Source organism: Paraburkholderia sp. GAS334, from assembly GCF_050436625.1.
Taxonomy (GTDB): Bacteria; Pseudomonadota; Gammaproteobacteria; order Burkholderiales; family Burkholderiaceae; genus Paraburkholderia.
Genome location: NZ_JBNDMO010000034.1, coordinates 16,585 through 34,062 on the forward strand (window position 1 = coordinate 16,585; position 17,478 = coordinate 34,062).

The following is a 17,478-nucleotide window of genomic DNA, read 5'->3' on the forward strand; positions in this document are numbered from 1 at the left end:
CACAGAAGGTGTTGGCAATCGGGTCCTGGGAGCAGAGCTTCCTGGATCCAGTTGCCGTTCATGATCTGCATCAAGTCTTTTCGTATCGAGGATCACCTTGTCACCTGAAGAAATCGCATCGATGCATCCGCGCCTGTTCCACATTACCCGCCCGACTGCGGTGCCGAGCATCAGGAATCATGGGCTCCTCTCGACGAGCAGCTTGCTCAGGTTTTTCGATGTTCCGGCGGCAGAACGTCAGTCGATCGAAACAGTGAGGCGGCCGACGAGCATCACCATCGCTCATCCGGAGTACGGAGAGGCGTCGATCACAGATAGCGGCCCGTTGAGCGAAGCGGCACTTTTGCACTGCCTTGATGATGGTCTGCAACCCGCAGACTGGATGCGCCTGCTTAACCAGCGCGTGTTCTTCTGGGTGGACGAAAGAAATGTAGATGTTCACCTGCGCGCGAGCATCCGCCACGGCGAACAGCGCGTTGTTCTTGTTTTCGACACGCTCAGCGTTACGAGAACGTATCACCGTCAGGTCGAGTTGGCGGCGATTAACACGGGCTCAACGATTCGACGTCCGGCGCGCCGCGGGCTATCGACTTTTTCTCCGGCGCGTCAATACACATATCGCGATTGGCAGCGCTTGCGGGGCGGCCGTGATCAGATCAAGGAACTCACGGTGCTTGACGGGATTCGCGATGTCGATGTCCACATGACGGGGTATTACACATTTCCGCATCTGGATTCGAAGTCACAATCCGCAACCTCGTTCACGTGGCAACCCAAAGGATAACCATCATGCGTATTCACGACTATCCAGGCTTCCCCAATCCGCTGCGCGTGCGCATTGCGTTGGCGGAGAAAGGCCTTTCGTCCGAGGTCGAGTTCGTTCTCGTGGATCTGCCCGCGGCGGAGCACAAACAGCCTCCATTTCTGGCGATCAACCCAGAAGGGACGGTGCCCGTGCTCGAGCTGGATGACGGCACGTTCATCTCTGAATGCACCGCGATCACTGATTACCTCGACAACCTCGATGGCGATCCTGTGCTGACGGGCACGACACTGAAAGAGAGGGCGGTAATCCAGATGATGCAGAAGCGTGGCGAACGCGAACTGCTCTATGCGGCGGGGAACTACTACCACTATGGCACCCCGGGCGCGGGACCGACTGTTGCAGCGTACAAATTGCCAAACTGGAAGGGCCGTACGGAATGGGGAGCACTTGAGCGAGATCGCGCGATCGCCGGCATGCGCTACTTCGATGATGTGCTGTCGAGGCAAACCTATATCGCTGGTGATACGTTTTCGATGGCTGACATCACCGTGTACGCGGGACTCTATTTCGCTGACATTGGCGAGATCGCGATTCCCGACGAATGTGAATCGCTCAAGGCATGGCGGACCCGGATATCGGAACGCCCGTCCGTCAATAATCCTGCTTGAGCGATCGGGCAGATCATGGGAGCCGACAAAGTCGTGCCCGCGGCGCACAACCCGAACGGCGGGCATCGGAGAACCCGTTACTTCTTCAGCAGCAGGTTGCTATTTCGATACAGCGGCTGCGACTTACCACTCAACCCACCGTCGCGCGGGTAGAGATCTGCAGTGGTCGACTCTGATTTAACCGGGATTTGGTTAGCTGTAACCCACGTTAGCCGGATTCACCCAAGAGAGCGTGGCAGGCATGATTCATCCAACGCGAGCTGCACTGCTCGCTGGTCTTGAAGCCGCAGGGTTCGATACTCTGGTTCACAGACAGTACCGGTGGCGATCTGAATTCACGGCGCGCAGATGGCGCCGCTCACCTAAACAGGAGATTGAAAATGAAACTCGCAAACAAGGTTGCATTCATCACGGGCGGTACTTCGGGGATTGGCCTGGAGACGGCGAAGCTTTTCCGCGCGGAAGGTGCGAAAGTCGCTATCGTAGGCTCGAACGTCGAACGGCTCGCAGCCGCGGCCAATGAGCTTGACGGCGATGCGCTGCTGATCGAAGCGGACGTGCGCAAGGTCGCCGATATCGAGCGTGCGGTCGAGCAGACCCGCGCGAAGTTCGGTCGCATCGATGTCGTCTTCGCTAACGCGGGTGCCAGCACGGTTGCTCCGCTGGAGGCGATCACGCCGGAGTATATCGACAACAACGTTGCGCTCAACTTCAGCGGCATCTTCTTCACGATTCAGAAGACCGCGCCGCTCATCCCGACCGGCGGCAGCATCATCGTGACCACGTCGTTCCTGAACACCATCGGCATGCCGGGTCTGTCGATTCTCGCCGCAACGAAGGCGGCCGCGCGGTCGCTGGTTCGTACGCTGGGCGCTGAGCTCGCGCCGCGCGGCATCCGCGTCAACGCGATCAGCCCGGGGGCGATTTCCACGCCCTTCTACGGAAAGATGGGCCTCAGCGAAGACCAGTTGTCCGGCGTCGCCGCGGCGTTGACGGAGAAGATCGGCCTGAAGCGCTTCGGCGAGCCGGCCGAACTCGCGAAAACCGCATTGTTCCTCGCGAGCGACGACTCGTCGTACACCACGGGGACCGAATTCGTGGTCGACGGCGGCCTGACGCAGTTTTGATCTCTGCAATCCCTCGCGCAAGACGCGCGGCAGCGTTGGTGAAGAACCGGTCGCCCGCTGCTGCGTGTGGTGCGAACAAGGGCAGCCGGCCATTTTGATAGCCCGATTTCATACAATGTTGCCCTTTAACCTCGAATGGGTAGACGACGTGGACCGCTTCGAAGCTATGACGATGCTGTTAAGCGCTGTCGACAGAGGCAGTCTTTCGGCTGCAGCACGGGAAATGAAAGTGCCCGTGACGACGCTGACACGCAGGGTGACCGAACTGGAAGAGATGCTTGGGACCCGCTTGCTGGTGCGCACGACGCGGAAAATAACGCTCACGGATGCCGGTACGGCATACGTTGCCACTGCGCGGAGGATCCTTGACCAGGTTCACGAACAGGAGCGCGAGGCAAAAGGCGAATTCACCGCGCCCCGGGGTGAATTGGTCATCGCGACGCCCGTACAGTTCGGTCGCATTCATGTGCTGCCGATCCTGAACGAGTTCCTGTCGCTGTTTCCCGATATCTCGGTCCGGTTGTTGCAGTCAGACAGGAATGTCGATCTTGTGGACGCGCATGCCGATCTGGCCGTACGTATCGGCGAACTTGCAGATAGCAGCATGATAGCGACGCGGGTTGGGTCATTACGTCCGATGGTCTGCGCCAGCCCTGCATTTTTGCAGAAATATGGCGTGCCTCGAGAACCGGATGCGCTTACGAAGGTGCCAAGCGTCGTGTTCAACAGCCCGTATCTGGCGCCCTGGCGCTTTCGGCAACCGCAGACGGGCAAGATCATCACTGTGCCGGTGGACGCACGATTGCAGGTCCTCGCGCCTGATGCAGCGGCAGACGCGGCGATCGACGGACTCGGGGTGACTCTCCTTCTTGAGCACGATGTTGCACAGGCGATAGGGGCAGGACTACTGGAAGTGATCCTCAAGGAGTTCGAGATCGAACCTGTGCCGGTCCACATGATTCACGTCTCGCGCAGTCTGATGCCAGTCAAACTGCGCCGGTTCATCGATTTTGCTGTTCCACGGCTCAGGGAGTCGCTGTCGGGTTTTGGGAAGATTTAGCTTAGTTGCGTTTGATCGGGGAGCTCATGGCGACCGCTTGGACCTGGCGACGTTGACACCCCATCCAGGCGTCTCCGCAGTAGGTGCGCAACGCAGTTCGATCGGCGATAAATAGGAAGGAGAAGCGATATGTACCACGATGCAATTTCGCAATGCATACAGGCCATGAGCACGATCGAGACTTTTCTCGACAAGGCGGAGCGCCACGCCGGCGAGAGAGGATTCGATGTCAACGTGTTCATGACCGAGCGCCTCGCACCGGACATGAAGCCGTTCGTGTATCAGGTCCAGAGCGCGTCCGATTATCTGAAGGCAGGGGCAGCATGGCTCGCGGGTCAGAAGCCGCCACAGTACGAAGATGCCGAGCAGACGATCGAGGAAGTCCGCGCGCGGATTCGTAAAACGGTCGAGTTTGCGCGAGGCATGAAGGCTGAGCAGTATGCCCAGGCCGGTGAACAGGCTGTGAAGCTCTCTTGGGCGCCCGGCAAGGTACTCAAGGGTAGTGAATATCTCCTGCAGATGATCATCCCGAATGTCTACTTCCATGTCGCGATGGCGTATGCAATTCTGCGAAAGGGCGGCGTGAATATCGGGAAGATGGATTTCCTTGGGCCGATCAATTTCGTTGATGCGTAACTGCTCATCGAGTGATTCGCTGACGCGAAGTGGTCTGAGAGCCGCCGTTGGGCGCGGAACGTTATGAGCGCAGCGATGGCCGTGTGAATGTCACAATCGCCCAGTCAGTTACGGGGCGGAGCCGCAGTTTAGAAAGAGGTAACCTTGCTATGAACGAGTCGATCAAGCACATTAGTGATGCAAGCTTCGAGCATGACGTCCTTCAGTCGGACAAGCCGGTTCTGCTCGACTTCTGGGCGGAATGGTGCGGTCCGTGCAAGATGAGCAATCCGGTGCTGGACGCCATCGCTGAAGACTACGTTGATCGCCTGCAAGTCGCGAAGATCAACGTCGATGACCATCAGGTGACACCGGTGAAGTTCAATGTGCGCGGCATCCCGACTCTGATTCTTTTCAAGAACGGTAGCGCCGTCGCGCAGAAGGTCGGAGCACTCTCGAAGTCCCAGTTGAAGGCATTTCTGGATAGCAACATCCAGTGACAGGGCTCGCAGGGGCAGAGCGTTGACGCAGCCAGGCCGATGCCTGATCGGACCGGATCGCGCGTTGAGAAAATGAACCGAATGGAGGCGTGGGCATGTTCTCTGTACTTTTTGAGGTGCATCCCAGGGACGAACAGTGGGATGCATATCTGAACTATGCGAAGTTGCTGCGCCCCGAACTCGAGCATATCGATGGATTCGTCGACAATATCCGATATCGGAGTCTGACGAGAGACGGCTGGATCCTGTCGCTGTCAAACTGGCGGGATGAGAAGGCGCTGGTGCGGTGGAGGACGCAGGCGATCCATCACGGCGTGCAGGAGAAAGGTCGGGAGCAGGTTTTCATCGACTATCACTTGCGGGTCGGCGAGATCACGCGAGATACGCGAGTGCCGGATGGCTACGTCCTCAGTAATCAACGCTCCGACGAAACAGTTGTCGGCGTAGGGACCACGATCGGAATCGTGAATACGAGCGTATCCGCCGAGTGGGTCAAGGCAAACAAGCCTGATGCTATCGCGCAATTTCTTGGCCTGCCGGCCAGTGCGAGCGATCTGGTTCACTGGGACGTATTTGATGCCGTGTTGACACCGGGTAACGTCGTGCTTGTCACACTGTGGAGGAACGAGCTTGCAGCGGCGGCGTTCGAGCGCGGGCTGGTGGTTCCGGGCGACCGGCGCTACCGGCAGGTTCGCGTCATCCGAGACTACACCCTGCACGATCGGCGGGAAGCACCTCAATATTATCCGGATGTCGCGCCGCCCGGATAGACGAATGGCGACGACGCACTCATCAGGGTTACAGCTATGCATTACTCATTCAAAACTGTCGGCTCGCCCGTAGGAAAGTTGACACTTGTTGCGTTGGATTCGGAACTGACGGCTATCCTTTGGGAAGACGAGCGGCCGGCCCGGGTGCGCCTGGGTCCCATGCAAGAGGACAAAGCCAGCGCTGTTTTATGCCTCGTGGAGGATCAGCTCGGCGAGTATTTCTCCGGCAAGCGACAGTGCTTCGACATGAGACTGCGCTTTGTCGGGACGGAGTTCCAGAAGAAGGTCTGGGGAGCGTTGCGCGATATTCCCTACGGAGAGACGCGCACGTACGCGGAGATCGCGGCCGGCATTGGGCACCCCACGGCTGTGCGCGCTGTAGGCGCCGCCAACGGCCGGAATCCCATCTCGATTATCGCGCCGTGTCATCGAGTGATCGGTAGTTCCGGGGAACTAACCGGATTCACTTGCGGCCTGGCCGCGAAGGAGACGCTTCTGTCGTTGGAAGGCGCCAGTTGGGGCAGGGCAAAACGAGGCTGAACGGACAGAAGGCGCAATCGACGGATAGGGGCAGTCGTGCTCATCAGATCAGGACTGCCAGACGCCTGAACTGCCACGTCGATGACTGTCCACGAGGTGCGTGTCGACGATGCCAGTAGCCTCCATGAGCGCATACATGGTAGTCGGACCAATGAATGTGAAGCCGCGTTTACGTAGCGCTTTGCCGAGCGCAATGGATTCCGGAGAACTGGTTGGGACATCGGCCATCGTACGCGGCGCGGGCGTAGCGGCAGGCTTGAAGGACCATATGAAATCGGCAAGGCCGCCATCTCTCCTCAGGTTGATCGTCGCAATCGCGTTCGTGATAGTCGCAGCAATCTTGACGCGATTACGAATGATGTTTGCATCACTCATAAGTCGGGCGACATCCAGATCAGTGAATTTTGCAACTCTGTCGGCTTCGAAGCGCTCGAAGGCCAGGCGGAATGCCTCGCGCTTGCGGAGGATGGTCATCCATGAAAGACCCGATTGAAATGCTTCCAGGCTCAAGCGTTCAAACAACCCACGCTCGTCACGAATGGGCATACCCCATTCAGTGTCTTAATAGGCCCTCAGGAGGGGATCATGTGCCGCCCACGGTGGTCGCGTCAGACCATCTTCGCAGATGACTGGGTCGATAGATGGCGCGCGATCTATGCCGCTGACGGCTTTGCTATCTCCCGGCGAGGTAGGAATCTGACTATCTGCAATACCAGAGTTTTTTGCCATGACTCTTGAGGCTTCCAAAATTGAATCACCGAACAGATGGTAGCGGAACCGCAGCCTGTGGCGTCACGCGACCGTAACCTTTTTGCAGATTCCACCTATGGAAGTTAGGCGCGGCTCCACTGTATCCAGTTCGACGCGATTCAGGATATCGGTCAATGGCGATCGACGCCGCTGGGTATCGATACGCAGTGGCATTTGCCTATGCCCATGCAAGTCCCAGACCTTGAACACCTTGTTGCCGTCGTCGTGCCCTTTGGCAAATACAACGGCCGGCTCATCGCCGACCTACCGGGCATTACCTTAATTGGTTGGCCTGCGAGGGATTTCCGCGTGGCGAACTCGGCCGCCTGCTTGCGCTGATGCACGAGATGGACCATAACGGCCTGAGGGGCCTGATCGAGCCGCTGCGCAAACGCGGATAGCGCTGAGGCGTCATCGGCACGGCGCGCCACACCGGCCCCGCCGCATCCGATAGGTGTTTGTCGCCGAGCGTGACTGCGATAACCGACCCGAAGCAGTCCCTCGGCTCTAGCAAAAGCGGACACCCGTAGGCGCTAAGAAAGGATCTCAGTAGGCGCCGCGTCGGATACCACCTTCATCTGGTTGCTGTAAGCCGACCGACCCACGTGCAATTCGGCCCGACGTTGCCATAGGGACGCGTTCCGCTCAGCACCATAGTTGCCCCGTCGCGCACCATCAGGAACACGGCTGCCGGGTGCTCCGCTTGGCAAGCGGGTAGAGGAATGTTGGTTTCCTGATAGCCACCCGATGTTTTGTCCAATTGGTACAGGTGAATCTGACCGTCAAGAGCGCAAGCGACCATCGCATCCCCGCTCGAAAGCGTTGCTAGCGCCGGTCGACAACTCTTCCATTTCGAGGTTTTCCCCGTTGCCACGAGCGCGGTGTCGGGCAACGCCGTACTCCAAAGAAGTCTGCCATCCAGCGCCACTCGCGCGATTGCGACGGATTTCTCATTGGATGGATTGCTGGTGCTTGTTGCGATATAGACAGCATCTCTGGTAACAGCGACCGAAGGAAACGCAGTCACGATATCGGAGCTAAATGTTCCGACTCGCGTCCTGGACAGTTCTTTTCCTGATCCGTCTAGTATCCACGCCGTCAGATAGTTCAAGTCTTCTTTGTTTGCACCGGGGTTGGTCGCCTCGAAACCGACGACGACGAGCCGACCTTCGGGCAGCGATGCGACAACGTTGTCATGGTTCCAACCGCTCTTTCCGAGGTGACGCTCCCATACAAGCCCACCATCCGCGGCGATCCTTGCCAGCCAGCCATTCGATAAGTCATGTCCCGAGATTGTCACCTCTCCGGCCGGCATCACCGCGATGCTCTCTATATCCTTCTGGCCGTCGTTACCGTAGGTTCGCTCCCAAAGGGGATTTCCGCCGGGGTCGAGCTTCGCCAGATATGCATCGCTGTGCGACGCGCTTGCGATATCAGAATGGATATTGCTTGCGCCACCGACCCACATGGCCTCGTCGGGTCCCAATGCCAGTGCGTCAATGACTCGCTTTCTTGGCGCTTCGTCGCGTATTAGTAGGCCCATAAGCCAACTCGACTTTGGCGGGGGCCGCACGTCTTCGAGTTTCAGGCCAACACCGCCGTTAGGTCCGCTTCGCTCAGCGTCGATAAGCAAGACTTGAGAGCGTCCTTGCCGGGTTATCTGCGTGGCAAGGAACACAACGCGCCCATCCGGCAGCATTGCGCCTTCATATAAAACGAGTCCAGTGTCCGTCCCGATATTAGACGTCGTTCCGACGGGAGGAGGCTTTTCGCCGGTGATTGGAGCCGACCAGACTACTTCCAATGAAGGCGCTCGCGGTGCCGCCACGGACACCGGTGCAAAGGTGGCCGCGCAGGTTACCCACCCTCCGACGATGGCGCCGAACATCCTTACGATTTTGATGTGCACGGCTTCGCCTCACACATTGGGTTAATACGGATCCGCGGCGGCGTTGCAAGCTATCGGCCTGAATCCTCAAAGGTGTTACTCCAGTCGTAGATCGCCAAGCGACCGTGTTCTATCCCTCAAATCTGAGACGATTAGCGCTTGGTCATGCAGCGCCTGCACTGAAAGACGAGCCGATCTCCCAGGGCGAACGTCGGCTATGGGGAGTCATTCGCGACTGACCGTTCCTGGCCGGCAAGCGCCCGCTCGCCGACCATTTGCGTTCAGACCTCGGTTTGCTCCGCCATCTCGAGGGCATCGTCGACTTCGATCCCAAGGTATCGCACGGTGCTTTCGAGTTTTGTATGGCCTAGAGGGTGTTAGGCACTTTGTGTCGGACCTGGTATCCTGGCGGAATGAAAAAGCGCAGGCCATACCCAACGGATGTATCGGATGAAGAGTGGTACTTTGCCGCTCCGTACCTGACCTTGATGAACAAAGACGCACCGCAGCGCCGCTACGAACTGCGCGAGATGTTCAACGCGTTGCGCTGGATCGTACGCGCGGGTGCGCCGTGGCGTTTGTTGCCCAATGATTTTCCACCGTGGGAACTGGTCTACCAGCAGACGCAACGCTGGTTGCAGGCTGGCTGCTTTGAGAGCATGGTGAGCGACCTTCGCTCGGTGATACGCGTGGCACAGGGCCGTCAGGGACAGCCCAGTGCGATCATCCTCGATGGCCGCACGATACAGTCGACCTGCGAGAGCGGGCCTCGCGCCGGTTACGACGGCTACAAACGCAAACGCGGCAGCAAGGTCCACATGGCGGTTGATACCTTGGGGCAGTTGCTTGCTGTGCATGTTACGCCAGCCAACGAACAGGAACGCGCGCAGGTCGGAGAACTGGCGCGTCAGGTTCAGCAGGCCACGGGCCAGACGGTCAAGGTGGCGTTCGCCGATCAGGGATATACCGGCGAAGAGCCTGCGCAGGCGGCACTCGACGAAGGGATCGACCTTCAGGTGATCAAACTGCCGGAGGCGAAAAAGGGCTTCGTGCTGTTGCCGCGCCGCTGGGTGGTCGAGCGCAGCTTCGGCTGGCTCAACCGCTTCCGCCGACTGGCCAGAGACTACGAGCGATTGCCCGAAACCTTGGCTGGCCTGCACTTCGTCGTATTCTCCGTACTTATGCTCGTCCACTTTGCAGCCCTTAACAAAAGTTCCTAACACCCTCTAAGAGGAGCTGAACTGCGCGCAGATTTTTTGTGCGCCGATAAATCAAAGAAGCTTTGGTACGGCGCATCGTGTGAGTCCCGTACGCAGCATCATCGAGTCCAATCGATCCGACCCAACGGTGAACAATCCGAGCGTACTGGCGTGTCGACAGATGTGGCGAGCCACGCAACCGGCTCGGGAACAGATAGTCGGCGGGCTTCAGTCCTCGCGCCGAAATCCAGGCCGCGACGCTCAGACGTGTCTGTTCCGTGATCTCGAACTGTACCGGTCGTGCTGCATGAACGTTGCCCGAGAGACCACGTGGCCTCCCACGCTAATGTCCTGCACTTGCAATCGCGTCAGATCGCACGCTCGAAGCTTGCTGTCGATCGCCAGGTTGAACATTGCCAGCTCACGAACGTTCGACGACATCTGCAGCCGCGTCCGAATTCCCCAGATCTCCCGCAATTTCAGTGGAGGTTTGTGACCGGTCAACCTGCCCTTGTTCCACGGCACCCGCCGACCAACGGAGCAATTTAGCGTTTCCATGTCAATCTCCTTTCGATGAAGGGAGACTGATTGTGTGCTGCGTTGGTCGCTGTCCGTTTAGGGTTGTTCGACGCCTGCCACCAACGCGCGGTGGCGCAGTCACATTCCTGCGGACGATGGCAGGCATCGAACAACCCTAAACGATCGGAGACGCTCGCAGGCGTCGCTCACCGGCCGAGGCACGTGTAAAGACGTGCAGAACTGACGACCGGAAAAGCACCGTTGGAAGGGCAGTTGCGTTGCACCTCGACGCGGGCGGCTGACCGGATTGTGTGATGCCGGGGAGCAAGGTCGGCACGCGAGTTCACGCGCCGTCCAACTTGATTGCCCGCATCGCCTTGACGAACCCGAGAATCGTGATGACGCGCTTGAGGTTGTATGCCAGGACATGCAAACTCATTTCGGTCGCGACGTGACCCAGCCTGTGCGTCTGGAAGTGGGTCGAACCCATCCAGTGCTTGAGCGTGCCGAACACGTGCCCGACTGTACGGCGTCGTATCGTCATTGCATTGAGTTGGCAATCCAGCATTGACTGCATTGCCTCAAGCACCGATTCGTGCTCCCATCGCCGGATACGCCTGTAATCAGATGGCGATTGGCTTTTGATCGGGCAATTCGGGCAGGCCCTGCTCCACGAGGTGCGCAGGGTCATCGGATTGTGGCGCTCAACCGAACTAAACCGGTAAATCGCCCGCTGCCCGCCGGACAGCGATACTGGTCATCGTTAGCGATATAGGCGAAGTCAGTCCGGCCGAACCACCCTTCGGCCCTCGCGCCAGATGTCAGCGATTTCGGCACCATCGCGGCGATGCCTGCGTCATCGCATGCCTTGGTGTGCGGCGGAGTCAAGATTCGCACCGAACTCAGTGTTAGGTACGGCGAATTCCTGTTGGCCGCGACCGCGCAGAACTTGTAGTTGCAACAAATCGTTGAGGGGCAAGCCCATGCCAGGGACGAGCAGACACGCACGGGGCGCGCAGCGACGCATCCAGGTACTGATGGGCTTAATCCTGTTCATTGTGATAGTGGCAGGGGGGTGGATCATTCACCGGACTCGGGCGGCCGCACGCCAGACTTCCGTTGTGTTGGCATCGGCCGCGACGACGGCGAACGACGCGGAAATCTATGACCGCGCGATGCGCTTCGCGATACTGGCGATGGGGAAGAGTTGGCTCTCGCCAGGATCGGTAGCCGCAGAGCCGGAGCTTATGCGTGGCGCGCAAGCATCAATGCAAATTGCGTTGCTCAGCGGGCATCAGGATGCGGTTGATTCCGCCGTCTTTAGCCCGGACGGTAAGCGGGTGGTGACCGCGTCCTGGGATAGGACCGCGCGGGTGTGGGACGTGCCTACGGGCAAACAGATCGTGCAGTTCAGCGGGCATCAGGATCTGGTTTATTCCGCCGCCTTCAGCCCGGACGGCCGACGCGTGGTGACCGCGTCCGCGGACAGGACCGCGCGGGTGTGGGACGTGCCCTCGGGCAAACAGATCGTGCAGCTCAGCGGGCATCAGGATTGGGTTTATTCCGCCGCCTTCAGCCCGGACGGCCGGCGCGTGGCGACCGCGTCCGCGGACAGGACCGCGCGGGTGTGGGACGCGGCGACGGGCCAGGTCATCGCGCGACTCACGGGGCATCGGGGACCGGTTTTCTCCGCCGCCTTCAGCCCGGACGGCCGGCGCGTGGTGACCGCGTCCGCGGACAGGACCGCGCGGGTGTGGGATTCAGCGACCGGCCAGCTGATCGCGCAGCTCACCGGGCATCACGAACTGGTGAGCTCCGCCGCCTTCAGCCCGGATGGCCAGCGCGTGCTCACCGCGTCCGATGACAAGACTGCGCGAGTGTGGGATGCGGCGACCGGCCAGGTCATCGCGCGAATCGCGGGGCATCGGGGACCGGTTTTCTCCGCCGCCTTCAGCCCGGACGGCCAGCGCGTGGTGACCGCGTCCGATGACAAGACCGTGCGGGTATGGGATGCGGCGACCGGCCAGGTCATCGCGCAGCTCACGGGGCATCAGGGACCGGTGAGCACCGCCGTCTTCAGTCCGGACGGCCGGCGCGTGGTGACCGCGTCCGATGACAAGACCGCGCGGGTGTGGGATGCGACGACCGGCCAGGAGATCGCGCAGCTCACCGGACACCAGGGGCCGGTGAACGCCGCCGCCTTTAGCCTGGACGGTCAGCGGCTTGTGACTGTGTCCCGTGATAGGACCGCACGCGCGTGGGACGCGGCGATGGGCATCTTGCTGCTCAGCGGGCATAAGGGGTGGGTTTATTCCGCCGCCTTCAGCCCGGACGGCCAGCGGGTGGTGACTGCGTCCCGTGATGGCACCGCGCGGGTGTGGGACGTGGCCACGGGCAAACAGATTGCGCAGATCAGCGGGCATCAGGGGGAAGTTTTTTCCGCCGCCTTCAGCCCGGACAGCCGGCGGGTCGTGACCGCGTCCGCCGACGGAACCGCGCGGGTGTGGGACGCGGCCGCGGGCAAACAGGTGTTGCTGCTCAGCGGGCATCAGGGACCGGTTGATTCCGTCGCTTTCAGCCCGGACGGCCAGCGGGTGGTGACCGCGTCCTGGGATGAGACCGCGCGGGTGTGGGACGCGGCCACGGGCGAACAGGTGTTGCTGCTCAGCGGACATCAGGGGCTGGTTGATTCGGCCGCCTTCAGCCCGGACGGCCAGTGGGTGGTGACCACCTCTGAGGATCAGACCGCGCGGGTGTGGGACGCGGCCACGGGCAAACAGATCGCCCAGCTCATCGGGCATCAAGGGGCGGTTTTTTTCGCCGCGTTCAGCCCGGACGACCGGCGGGTGGTGACCGCGTCCGCGGATAGGACCGCGCGGGTGTGGGACGCGGCCACGGGCAAACAGATCGCTCAGTTCAGCGGGCATCAGGGCGCAGTCTTTTCCGCCGCCTTCAGCCCGGACGGCCAGCGGGTAGTGACCGCGTCTGTGGACCAGACTGCGCGGGTGTGGGACACGGGGACGGGTCTGGTGATCGCGCAGCTGACCGGGCACCAGGGACCGGTGAGCTCCGCCGCCTTCAGCCCGGACGGCCAGCGGGTGGTGACCGCGTCCGCGGATCATACGGCGCGGGTGTGGCCGATCCGATGGCTCATGCAGAATCGAGGTCGGAGCCTGGCTAAAGCGGTGTGTAACGAAAAGCTCGCGGGAGCAAACCTGATTACAATCGGTGATGAAGCTGCCCTTCCTCTCGTGCGCGGGCGCCTGGCCGAAAACGTATGCGGATCGTAACTTGCCGACCCGACGGGGCGAGCTGCCGCGCTCTACTTCCTGCTCGAGGGACGGCCGCACACCGCCATCCCTTGCGAGCGTGACCGGACCGCCACATGAGTCGCAATTGCTCGCTTCGCCGTCGTGCGAATCGTCGTCCAGAAGGAATTCACCAGCATGGCCATCGGTCAGAAGGACACCACCGCGATCGGCAAGGATGCGGCGCCGCCCGAGGTGCGCGCGAAGCTCGGCCATTACCCGGTGCTGGGCCGCGCGGCCGCGAAGGCGATTCCGCATGCGACGCTCGTCGAGTTCGCGGGATTCGGGCACGCGCCGCAGATGCAGGACCCGGACGCGTCTCACAAGGCGCTGCTCGAGGGACGGACTGGTGGCGGTGCCGACGAATCGCTGAGCGTTCAAACGGCTTTCTGTCCCGCTACCGTACCGAGGCGAAACTTCCTGGCAGCTACTTTATGGTTCTTCGCGGACTTCCAGGGAGGACGCTTGCGGACAGGCTGTAGTCGGCCATGAAGAGACGCCCGCGTCTCGGACATGAATGACCGCTGACACGAAGAAACCGGCCCCTCGCTCCTCACTTCGGTTCTATCCCTCGCGGGCTGAATTACCGAGTGTTGTCCTCGATAGGCGCTTTCGCCCGCATCACGCAAAATAGGGGCTCTACAACGCGGAGGATGGCAGTGGGCGTCAACTTCGACCTGAATGATTTGCAGGCGTTTCGAGCAGTCGTGGAGTTGGGGAGCTTCCGCAAGGCTGCTGACGCGGTCAACATTTCGCAACCGGCGCTGAGCCGCCGCATCGACAAGCTAGAGGAGGCGCTCGGCGTGCGCCTTTTCGAGCGAACCACCCGCAGCGTCACGCTCACCACTGTAGGACGCGTATTCGCCCCAAGCGCTGAACAACTGCTCGATGACCTCGATGCTGCGCTGCTTGGTATTCGCGATGTTTCCTCCAGCCGCCTGGGCCATGTGACCATCGCGTGCGTACCGTCGGTTGCCTACTATTTCCTGCCGAGTGTCATCGCGAACTATCGCAGCCGCTATCCGCGGATCAGGGTCAAACTGCTGGACGCCAGCGCCAACGAGGTTCTCGGCGCGGTCATCAGCGGTGAAGCCGATTTCGGCGTCAGCTTCATGGGCAGCCAGGAGGCTGAGGTCGAGTTCAAGGTCCTGCTGCAGGAGAGGTTTGTTGCTGCGTGCCGTAGGGATCATCCGCTTGCTCGCAAGAAGCGCGTGTCCTGGAGCGAGCTCTATGAACACGAATATGTGTCAGTGGACAAAACTTCAGGCAACCGCTTGCTGCTCGATCAGGCGCTCGCCGCCGTGGCGCCGCGGGTGCCAAGCGTCTGCGAGACTCGTCATGTCACCACCATGCTTGGCCTCGTTGAAGCCGGACTCGGCGTTGCCGCTGTACCTTCGATGGCCATGCCCGTGCGGGAACATCCGATTCTGACCAGCGTGCCGCTCGTCGATCCGGTCGTGACGAGGCGCGTGGGCATCGTCAGTCGGCGGGGGCGTCAGCTTACGCCGGCCGCGCAAGAGTTTTATCAGACGATCATCGACTCGAAGCGCAGCAGCGGCACGGGTGCCGTGAGAAAGAAGGCGCCGAAATGAAGGTGGCAAGGCCGTTCGGGCTGCTTTACGTTCAGGTGCTGCTGGGTATGGGGTTCGGCGTGGCCATCGGCCATTTCTGGCCGCAGGCCGGCGCATCGCTGAAACCACTGAGCGACGCATTCGTCGCGCTGGTGCGCATGATGATCGCACCGATCGTCTTCTGTACGATCGTCACCGGCATTACCTCGCTCGCGAGCGGCGCGAGGATCGGGCGCACGATCCTGAAGGCACTGGCGCTGTTCTATTTCCTCACTGCTGTCGCGCTCGCTCTCGGACTCGCCACAGCGTTTGCGCTGCATCCGGGCGCGGGACTGCACATCGACGCGCGTCATCTTGACGCCAGAATTCTCGCGCAATACGCCACGCAGACGCAGCCGCACGGACTCGTGGAATTCACGCTCCATGTGATCCCGGAGACACTCCTCGGCGCATTCGACAAGGGCGAGGTATTGCCGGTGTTGCTGCTCGCGCTGCTGTTCGGTTTCGCGCTGAACGCCAGCGCAAGCGCTGGGCGGCGGGTGCGTGAGTTCATCGACGGCGTGGCCCACGTGCTGTTCGGCATTCTCGCGAGGATCATGCGGCTCGCACCGCTCGGCGCATTCGGTGCAATGGCCTTCACGGTGGGCCGTTTCGGCATCCGCTCGATCGGCTCGCTCGGCATGCTGATGGTGTCGTTCTATGTCGCCTGTCTACTGTTCGTCGTATTCGTTCTCGGTCCGCTGGCACGCCTGCACGGTTTCTCGCTCTGGCGGCTCCTGCGCTACATGCGCGAAGAACTTGTGATCGTGCTCGCGACATCGTCGACCGAACCGGTGCTGCCGCGCCTCATCGTCAAGCTCGAAGCGCTCGGTTGCGACAAGGGAATCGTGGGACTGGTGCTCCCTGCCGGATATTCGTTCAACCTCGACGGAACGGCGATCTATCTGACGCTTGCATCGATGTTAATTGCCCAGGCGTGCGATGTGCCGCTGTCGGGCGCGCAGATCGCGACAATGCTAGCCGTCATGCTGCTCACGTCGAAGGGCGCGGCGGGCGTATCGGGTAGCGGACTGGTTGCGCTCGTTGCGACGCTGGCAGTGATTCCCGATTTGCCACTCGCCGGTGTGGCGCTACTGGTCGGCATCGATCGCTTCATGTCCGAGGCCCGCGCGTTGACGAGCGTGATCAGCAACGCCTGCGCGGTAATTTTCGTATCGATGTGGGAGCGTTCGTGCGACCGTGTGCAACTGAAGAACTCATTGCGCTTTGCACACGAGCCGAGTCATTCTTTAGATCGGCCCGCGGACATGCCGGGCTGAATTGACGCCGAGCCAGCGGGCGAGGGCCGTCGGCTCGATCATTACATTTGTTGCGTTCGCGTCAATGCGATGTGACGGAGTCCATTCCGGTCGATGTCACTTCGGGCTGCACCGCGGGTGATGCAAGATAGTCGAGCAGGGCCTTCGCTTCCTTCGGATGTTGTGCGCCAACGGGAATCCCTGCGGCATAGCGCGTGACCGATTGCAGCGACTCCGGAATCTTTCCGACAAAGGTGGCACCCTGCACCGGAAGCAATTCGCTCACCTGCTGGAACCCGACTTCATAGTCGCCGCTTGCAACGACGGAAGCCACCGGAATCCTGGGAATCATCTTCGCTTTGGACTTCACCTGATCCTCGATTCCGAGCTGCTTGAACAGCTCACGCTCGATATACACGCCGCTCGCGCTGTCCGAGTAGGCAATAGATCTGGCATGCAGCAAGGTCTGCTTGAGCGCCTCGACAGATCCAATGTCCGGTTTCGGCGCGCCGTCGCGCACGACCATGCCGATGCGCGAATCGGCAAGCTCGACGCGCGAGCCGGGAATGACCTTGCCTTGCTTGATCAGATCGTCGAGCGCGTAGCCGACCATGATCAACACGTCGGCGGGCTCGCCGCGCTCGAGCCGATTGGGAATGGCCTCAGGCGATTTGCCCATCGACGGCCCCAGCGTGGTGTCGAGGGTATTGCCGGTCGACGCCGCGAATTTGGGGCCGAGCACTTTGTACGCGGCAGTGAAGCCGCCCGAACTCATGACATGCAGCTCGGCCGCTTGTACGTTTGCCGCAGCGACCGTGCTCGCGAGCAGAGCGGCGGAGCAGATTTTCAGCAGGAAGGATTTCATCGGTATAAGCGCGTCAGTCTGATTTATAAATAAA

General features: G+C 60.6%; 14 protein-coding genes and 6 pseudogenes. 14 read left to right on the plus strand and 6 right to left on the minus strand.

Annotation, left to right across the window (positions count from 1 at the left end; translation table 11 throughout):
- Positions 1–121 precede the first annotated feature (121 nt).
- The 8 genes from P3T21_RS33225 to P3T21_RS33260 all read left to right on the plus strand — a co-directional run bounded on the left by P3T21_RS33225 (position 122) and on the right by P3T21_RS33260 (position 6,046).
- Entirely contained in the window at positions 122–784 is a 663-nt protein-coding gene (locus tag P3T21_RS33225; RefSeq protein ID WP_429260175.1) for a DUF7002 family protein, read from the plus strand.
- Between the two features lie 5 nt (positions 785–789).
- On the plus strand, positions 790–1,434 hold the full coding sequence (locus P3T21_RS33230) for a glutathione S-transferase family protein (protein ID WP_429260176.1): 645 nt from the start codon (positions 790–792) through the stop codon (positions 1,432–1,434).
- Positions 1,435–1,814: 380 nt separating this feature from the next.
- Complete coding sequence (locus P3T21_RS33235; protein WP_429260177.1) at positions 1,815–2,561, plus strand: SDR family oxidoreductase; 747 nt, start codon at positions 1,815–1,817, stop codon at positions 2,559–2,561.
- A gap of 148 nt (positions 2,562–2,709) precedes the next feature.
- Entirely contained in the window at positions 2,710–3,621 is a 912-nt protein-coding gene (locus tag P3T21_RS33240; RefSeq protein ID WP_429260178.1) for a LysR family transcriptional regulator, read from the plus strand.
- Between the two features lie 129 nt (positions 3,622–3,750).
- Entirely contained in the window at positions 3,751–4,257 is a 507-nt protein-coding gene (locus tag P3T21_RS33245; RefSeq protein ID WP_429260179.1) for a DUF1993 domain-containing protein, read from the plus strand.
- 149 nt (positions 4,258–4,406) lie between these two features.
- Positions 4,407–4,736: a thioredoxin TrxA gene (gene trxA, locus P3T21_RS33250; RefSeq protein ID WP_429260180.1), complete on the plus strand. Its 330-nt coding sequence runs from the start codon at positions 4,407–4,409 to the stop codon at positions 4,734–4,736.
- Between the two features lie 95 nt (positions 4,737–4,831).
- Positions 4,832–5,506 (plus strand): antibiotic biosynthesis monooxygenase family protein, encoded by a 675-nt coding sequence (locus P3T21_RS33255; RefSeq protein WP_429260181.1) that lies wholly within the window; start codon positions 4,832–4,834, stop codon positions 5,504–5,506.
- Positions 5,507–5,542: 36 nt separating this feature from the next.
- Positions 5,543–6,046, plus strand: a complete 504-nt coding sequence (locus P3T21_RS33260) for a methylated-DNA--[protein]-cysteine S-methyltransferase (RefSeq protein WP_429260182.1) — start codon at positions 5,543–5,545, stop codon at positions 6,044–6,046.
- 48 nt (positions 6,047–6,094) lie between these two features.
- Here P3T21_RS33260 and P3T21_RS33265 read toward each other — a convergent pair.
- Positions 6,095–6,595 (minus strand): annotated as a pseudogene (locus P3T21_RS33265) (DNA-3-methyladenine glycosylase I); the annotation flags it as partial.
- Positions 6,596–6,982: 387 nt separating this feature from the next.
- Here P3T21_RS33265 and P3T21_RS33270 point away from each other — a divergent pair.
- A pseudogene (locus P3T21_RS33270) lies at positions 6,983–7,197 on the plus strand (DUF3820 family protein).
- A 173-nt stretch (positions 7,198–7,370) separates the two neighbouring features.
- Here P3T21_RS33270 and P3T21_RS33275 read toward each other — a convergent pair.
- Both P3T21_RS33275 and P3T21_RS33280 read right to left on the minus strand, forming a co-directional pair.
- Entirely contained in the window at positions 7,371–8,339 is a 969-nt protein-coding gene (locus P3T21_RS33275) for a hypothetical protein (protein ID WP_429260183.1), read from the minus strand.
- Between the two features lie 626 nt (positions 8,340–8,965).
- Positions 8,966–9,055: pseudogene (locus tag P3T21_RS33280) on the minus strand (integrase); the annotation flags it as partial.
- 42 nt (positions 9,056–9,097) lie between these two features.
- On the opposite strand from P3T21_RS33280, the gene P3T21_RS33285 reads away from it, so the two are divergent.
- The gene (locus P3T21_RS33285; RefSeq protein ID WP_429260184.1) at positions 9,098–9,904 is read left to right on the plus strand and encodes an IS5 family transposase; all 807 of its coding nucleotides are present in this window, start codon (positions 9,098–9,100) and stop codon (positions 9,902–9,904) included.
- Here P3T21_RS33285 and P3T21_RS33290 read toward each other — a convergent pair.
- Both P3T21_RS33290 and P3T21_RS33295 read right to left on the minus strand, forming a co-directional pair.
- A pseudogene (locus tag P3T21_RS33290) lies at positions 9,888–10,441 on the minus strand (tyrosine-type recombinase/integrase). The gene P3T21_RS33285 and the pseudogene P3T21_RS33290 overlap by 17 nt on opposite strands.
- A 304-nt stretch (positions 10,442–10,745) precedes the next feature.
- Positions 10,746–11,281 (minus strand): annotated as a pseudogene (locus P3T21_RS33295) (transposase); the annotation flags it as partial.
- A gap of 158 nt (positions 11,282–11,439) precedes the next feature.
- On the opposite strand from P3T21_RS33295, the gene P3T21_RS33300 reads away from it, so the two are divergent.
- The 4 genes and pseudogenes from P3T21_RS33300 to dctA all read left to right on the plus strand — a co-directional run bounded on the left by P3T21_RS33300 (position 11,440) and on the right by dctA (position 16,600).
- Entirely contained in the window at positions 11,440–13,692 is a 2,253-nt protein-coding gene (locus P3T21_RS33300; protein WP_429260185.1) for a WD40 repeat domain-containing protein, read from the plus strand.
- A gap of 150 nt (positions 13,693–13,842) precedes the next feature.
- Positions 13,843–14,202 (plus strand): annotated as a pseudogene (locus P3T21_RS33305) (alpha/beta fold hydrolase); the annotation flags it as partial.
- A 167-nt stretch (positions 14,203–14,369) separates the two neighbouring features.
- On the plus strand, positions 14,370–15,302 hold the full coding sequence (locus tag P3T21_RS33310; RefSeq protein WP_429260186.1) for a LysR family transcriptional regulator: 933 nt from the start codon (positions 14,370–14,372) through the stop codon (positions 15,300–15,302).
- Complete coding sequence (gene dctA / locus P3T21_RS33315; protein WP_429260187.1) at positions 15,299–16,600, plus strand: C4-dicarboxylate transporter DctA; 1,302 nt, start codon at positions 15,299–15,301, stop codon at positions 16,598–16,600. The genes P3T21_RS33310 and dctA overlap by 4 nt, the downstream gene beginning before the upstream one ends.
- Before the next feature lie 61 nt (positions 16,601–16,661).
- Here the strand turns inward: dctA and P3T21_RS33320 are convergent, their stop codons facing one another.
- Positions 16,662–17,444 carry a substrate-binding domain-containing protein gene (locus P3T21_RS33320; protein WP_429260188.1) on the minus strand — a complete coding sequence of 261 codons (783 nt, stop codon included), beginning with the start codon at positions 17,442–17,444 and terminating at the stop codon, positions 16,662–16,664.
- Positions 17,445–17,478 lie beyond the last annotated feature (34 nt).

Bases quoted from the DNA above. Each gene is read 5' to 3' on its own strand.
- trxA (WP_429260180.1), top strand. From the start codon at position 4,407: ATGAACGAGTCGATCAAGCACATTAGTGATGCAAGCTTCGAGCATGAC.
- P3T21_RS33225 (WP_429260175.1), top strand. From the start codon at position 122: ATGCATCCGCGCCTGTTCCACATTACCCGCCCGACTGCGGTGCCGAGC.
- P3T21_RS33255 (WP_429260181.1), top strand. From the start codon at position 4,832: ATGTTCTCTGTACTTTTTGAGGTGCATCCCAGGGACGAACAGTGGGAT.
- P3T21_RS33320 (WP_429260188.1), bottom strand. From the start codon at position 17,444: ATGAAATCCTTCCTGCTGAAAATCTGCTCCGCCGCTCTGCTCGCGAGC.
- P3T21_RS33230 (WP_429260176.1), top strand. From the start codon at position 790: ATGCGTATTCACGACTATCCAGGCTTCCCCAATCCGCTGCGCGTGCGC.
- dctA (WP_429260187.1), top strand. From the start codon at position 15,299: ATGAAGGTGGCAAGGCCGTTCGGGCTGCTTTACGTTCAGGTGCTGCTG.
- P3T21_RS33260 (WP_429260182.1), top strand. From the start codon at position 5,543: ATGCATTACTCATTCAAAACTGTCGGCTCGCCCGTAGGAAAGTTGACA.
- P3T21_RS33285 (WP_429260184.1), top strand. From the start codon at position 9,098: ATGAAAAAGCGCAGGCCATACCCAACGGATGTATCGGATGAAGAGTGG.
- P3T21_RS33300 (WP_429260185.1), top strand. From the start codon at position 11,440: ATGGGCTTAATCCTGTTCATTGTGATAGTGGCAGGGGGGTGGATCATT.
- P3T21_RS33245 (WP_429260179.1), top strand. From the start codon at position 3,751: ATGTACCACGATGCAATTTCGCAATGCATACAGGCCATGAGCACGATC.
- P3T21_RS33235 (WP_429260177.1), top strand. From the start codon at position 1,815: ATGAAACTCGCAAACAAGGTTGCATTCATCACGGGCGGTACTTCGGGG.
- P3T21_RS33275 (WP_429260183.1), bottom strand. From the start codon at position 8,339: ATGGGCCTACTAATACGCGACGAAGCGCCAAGAAAGCGAGTCATTGAC.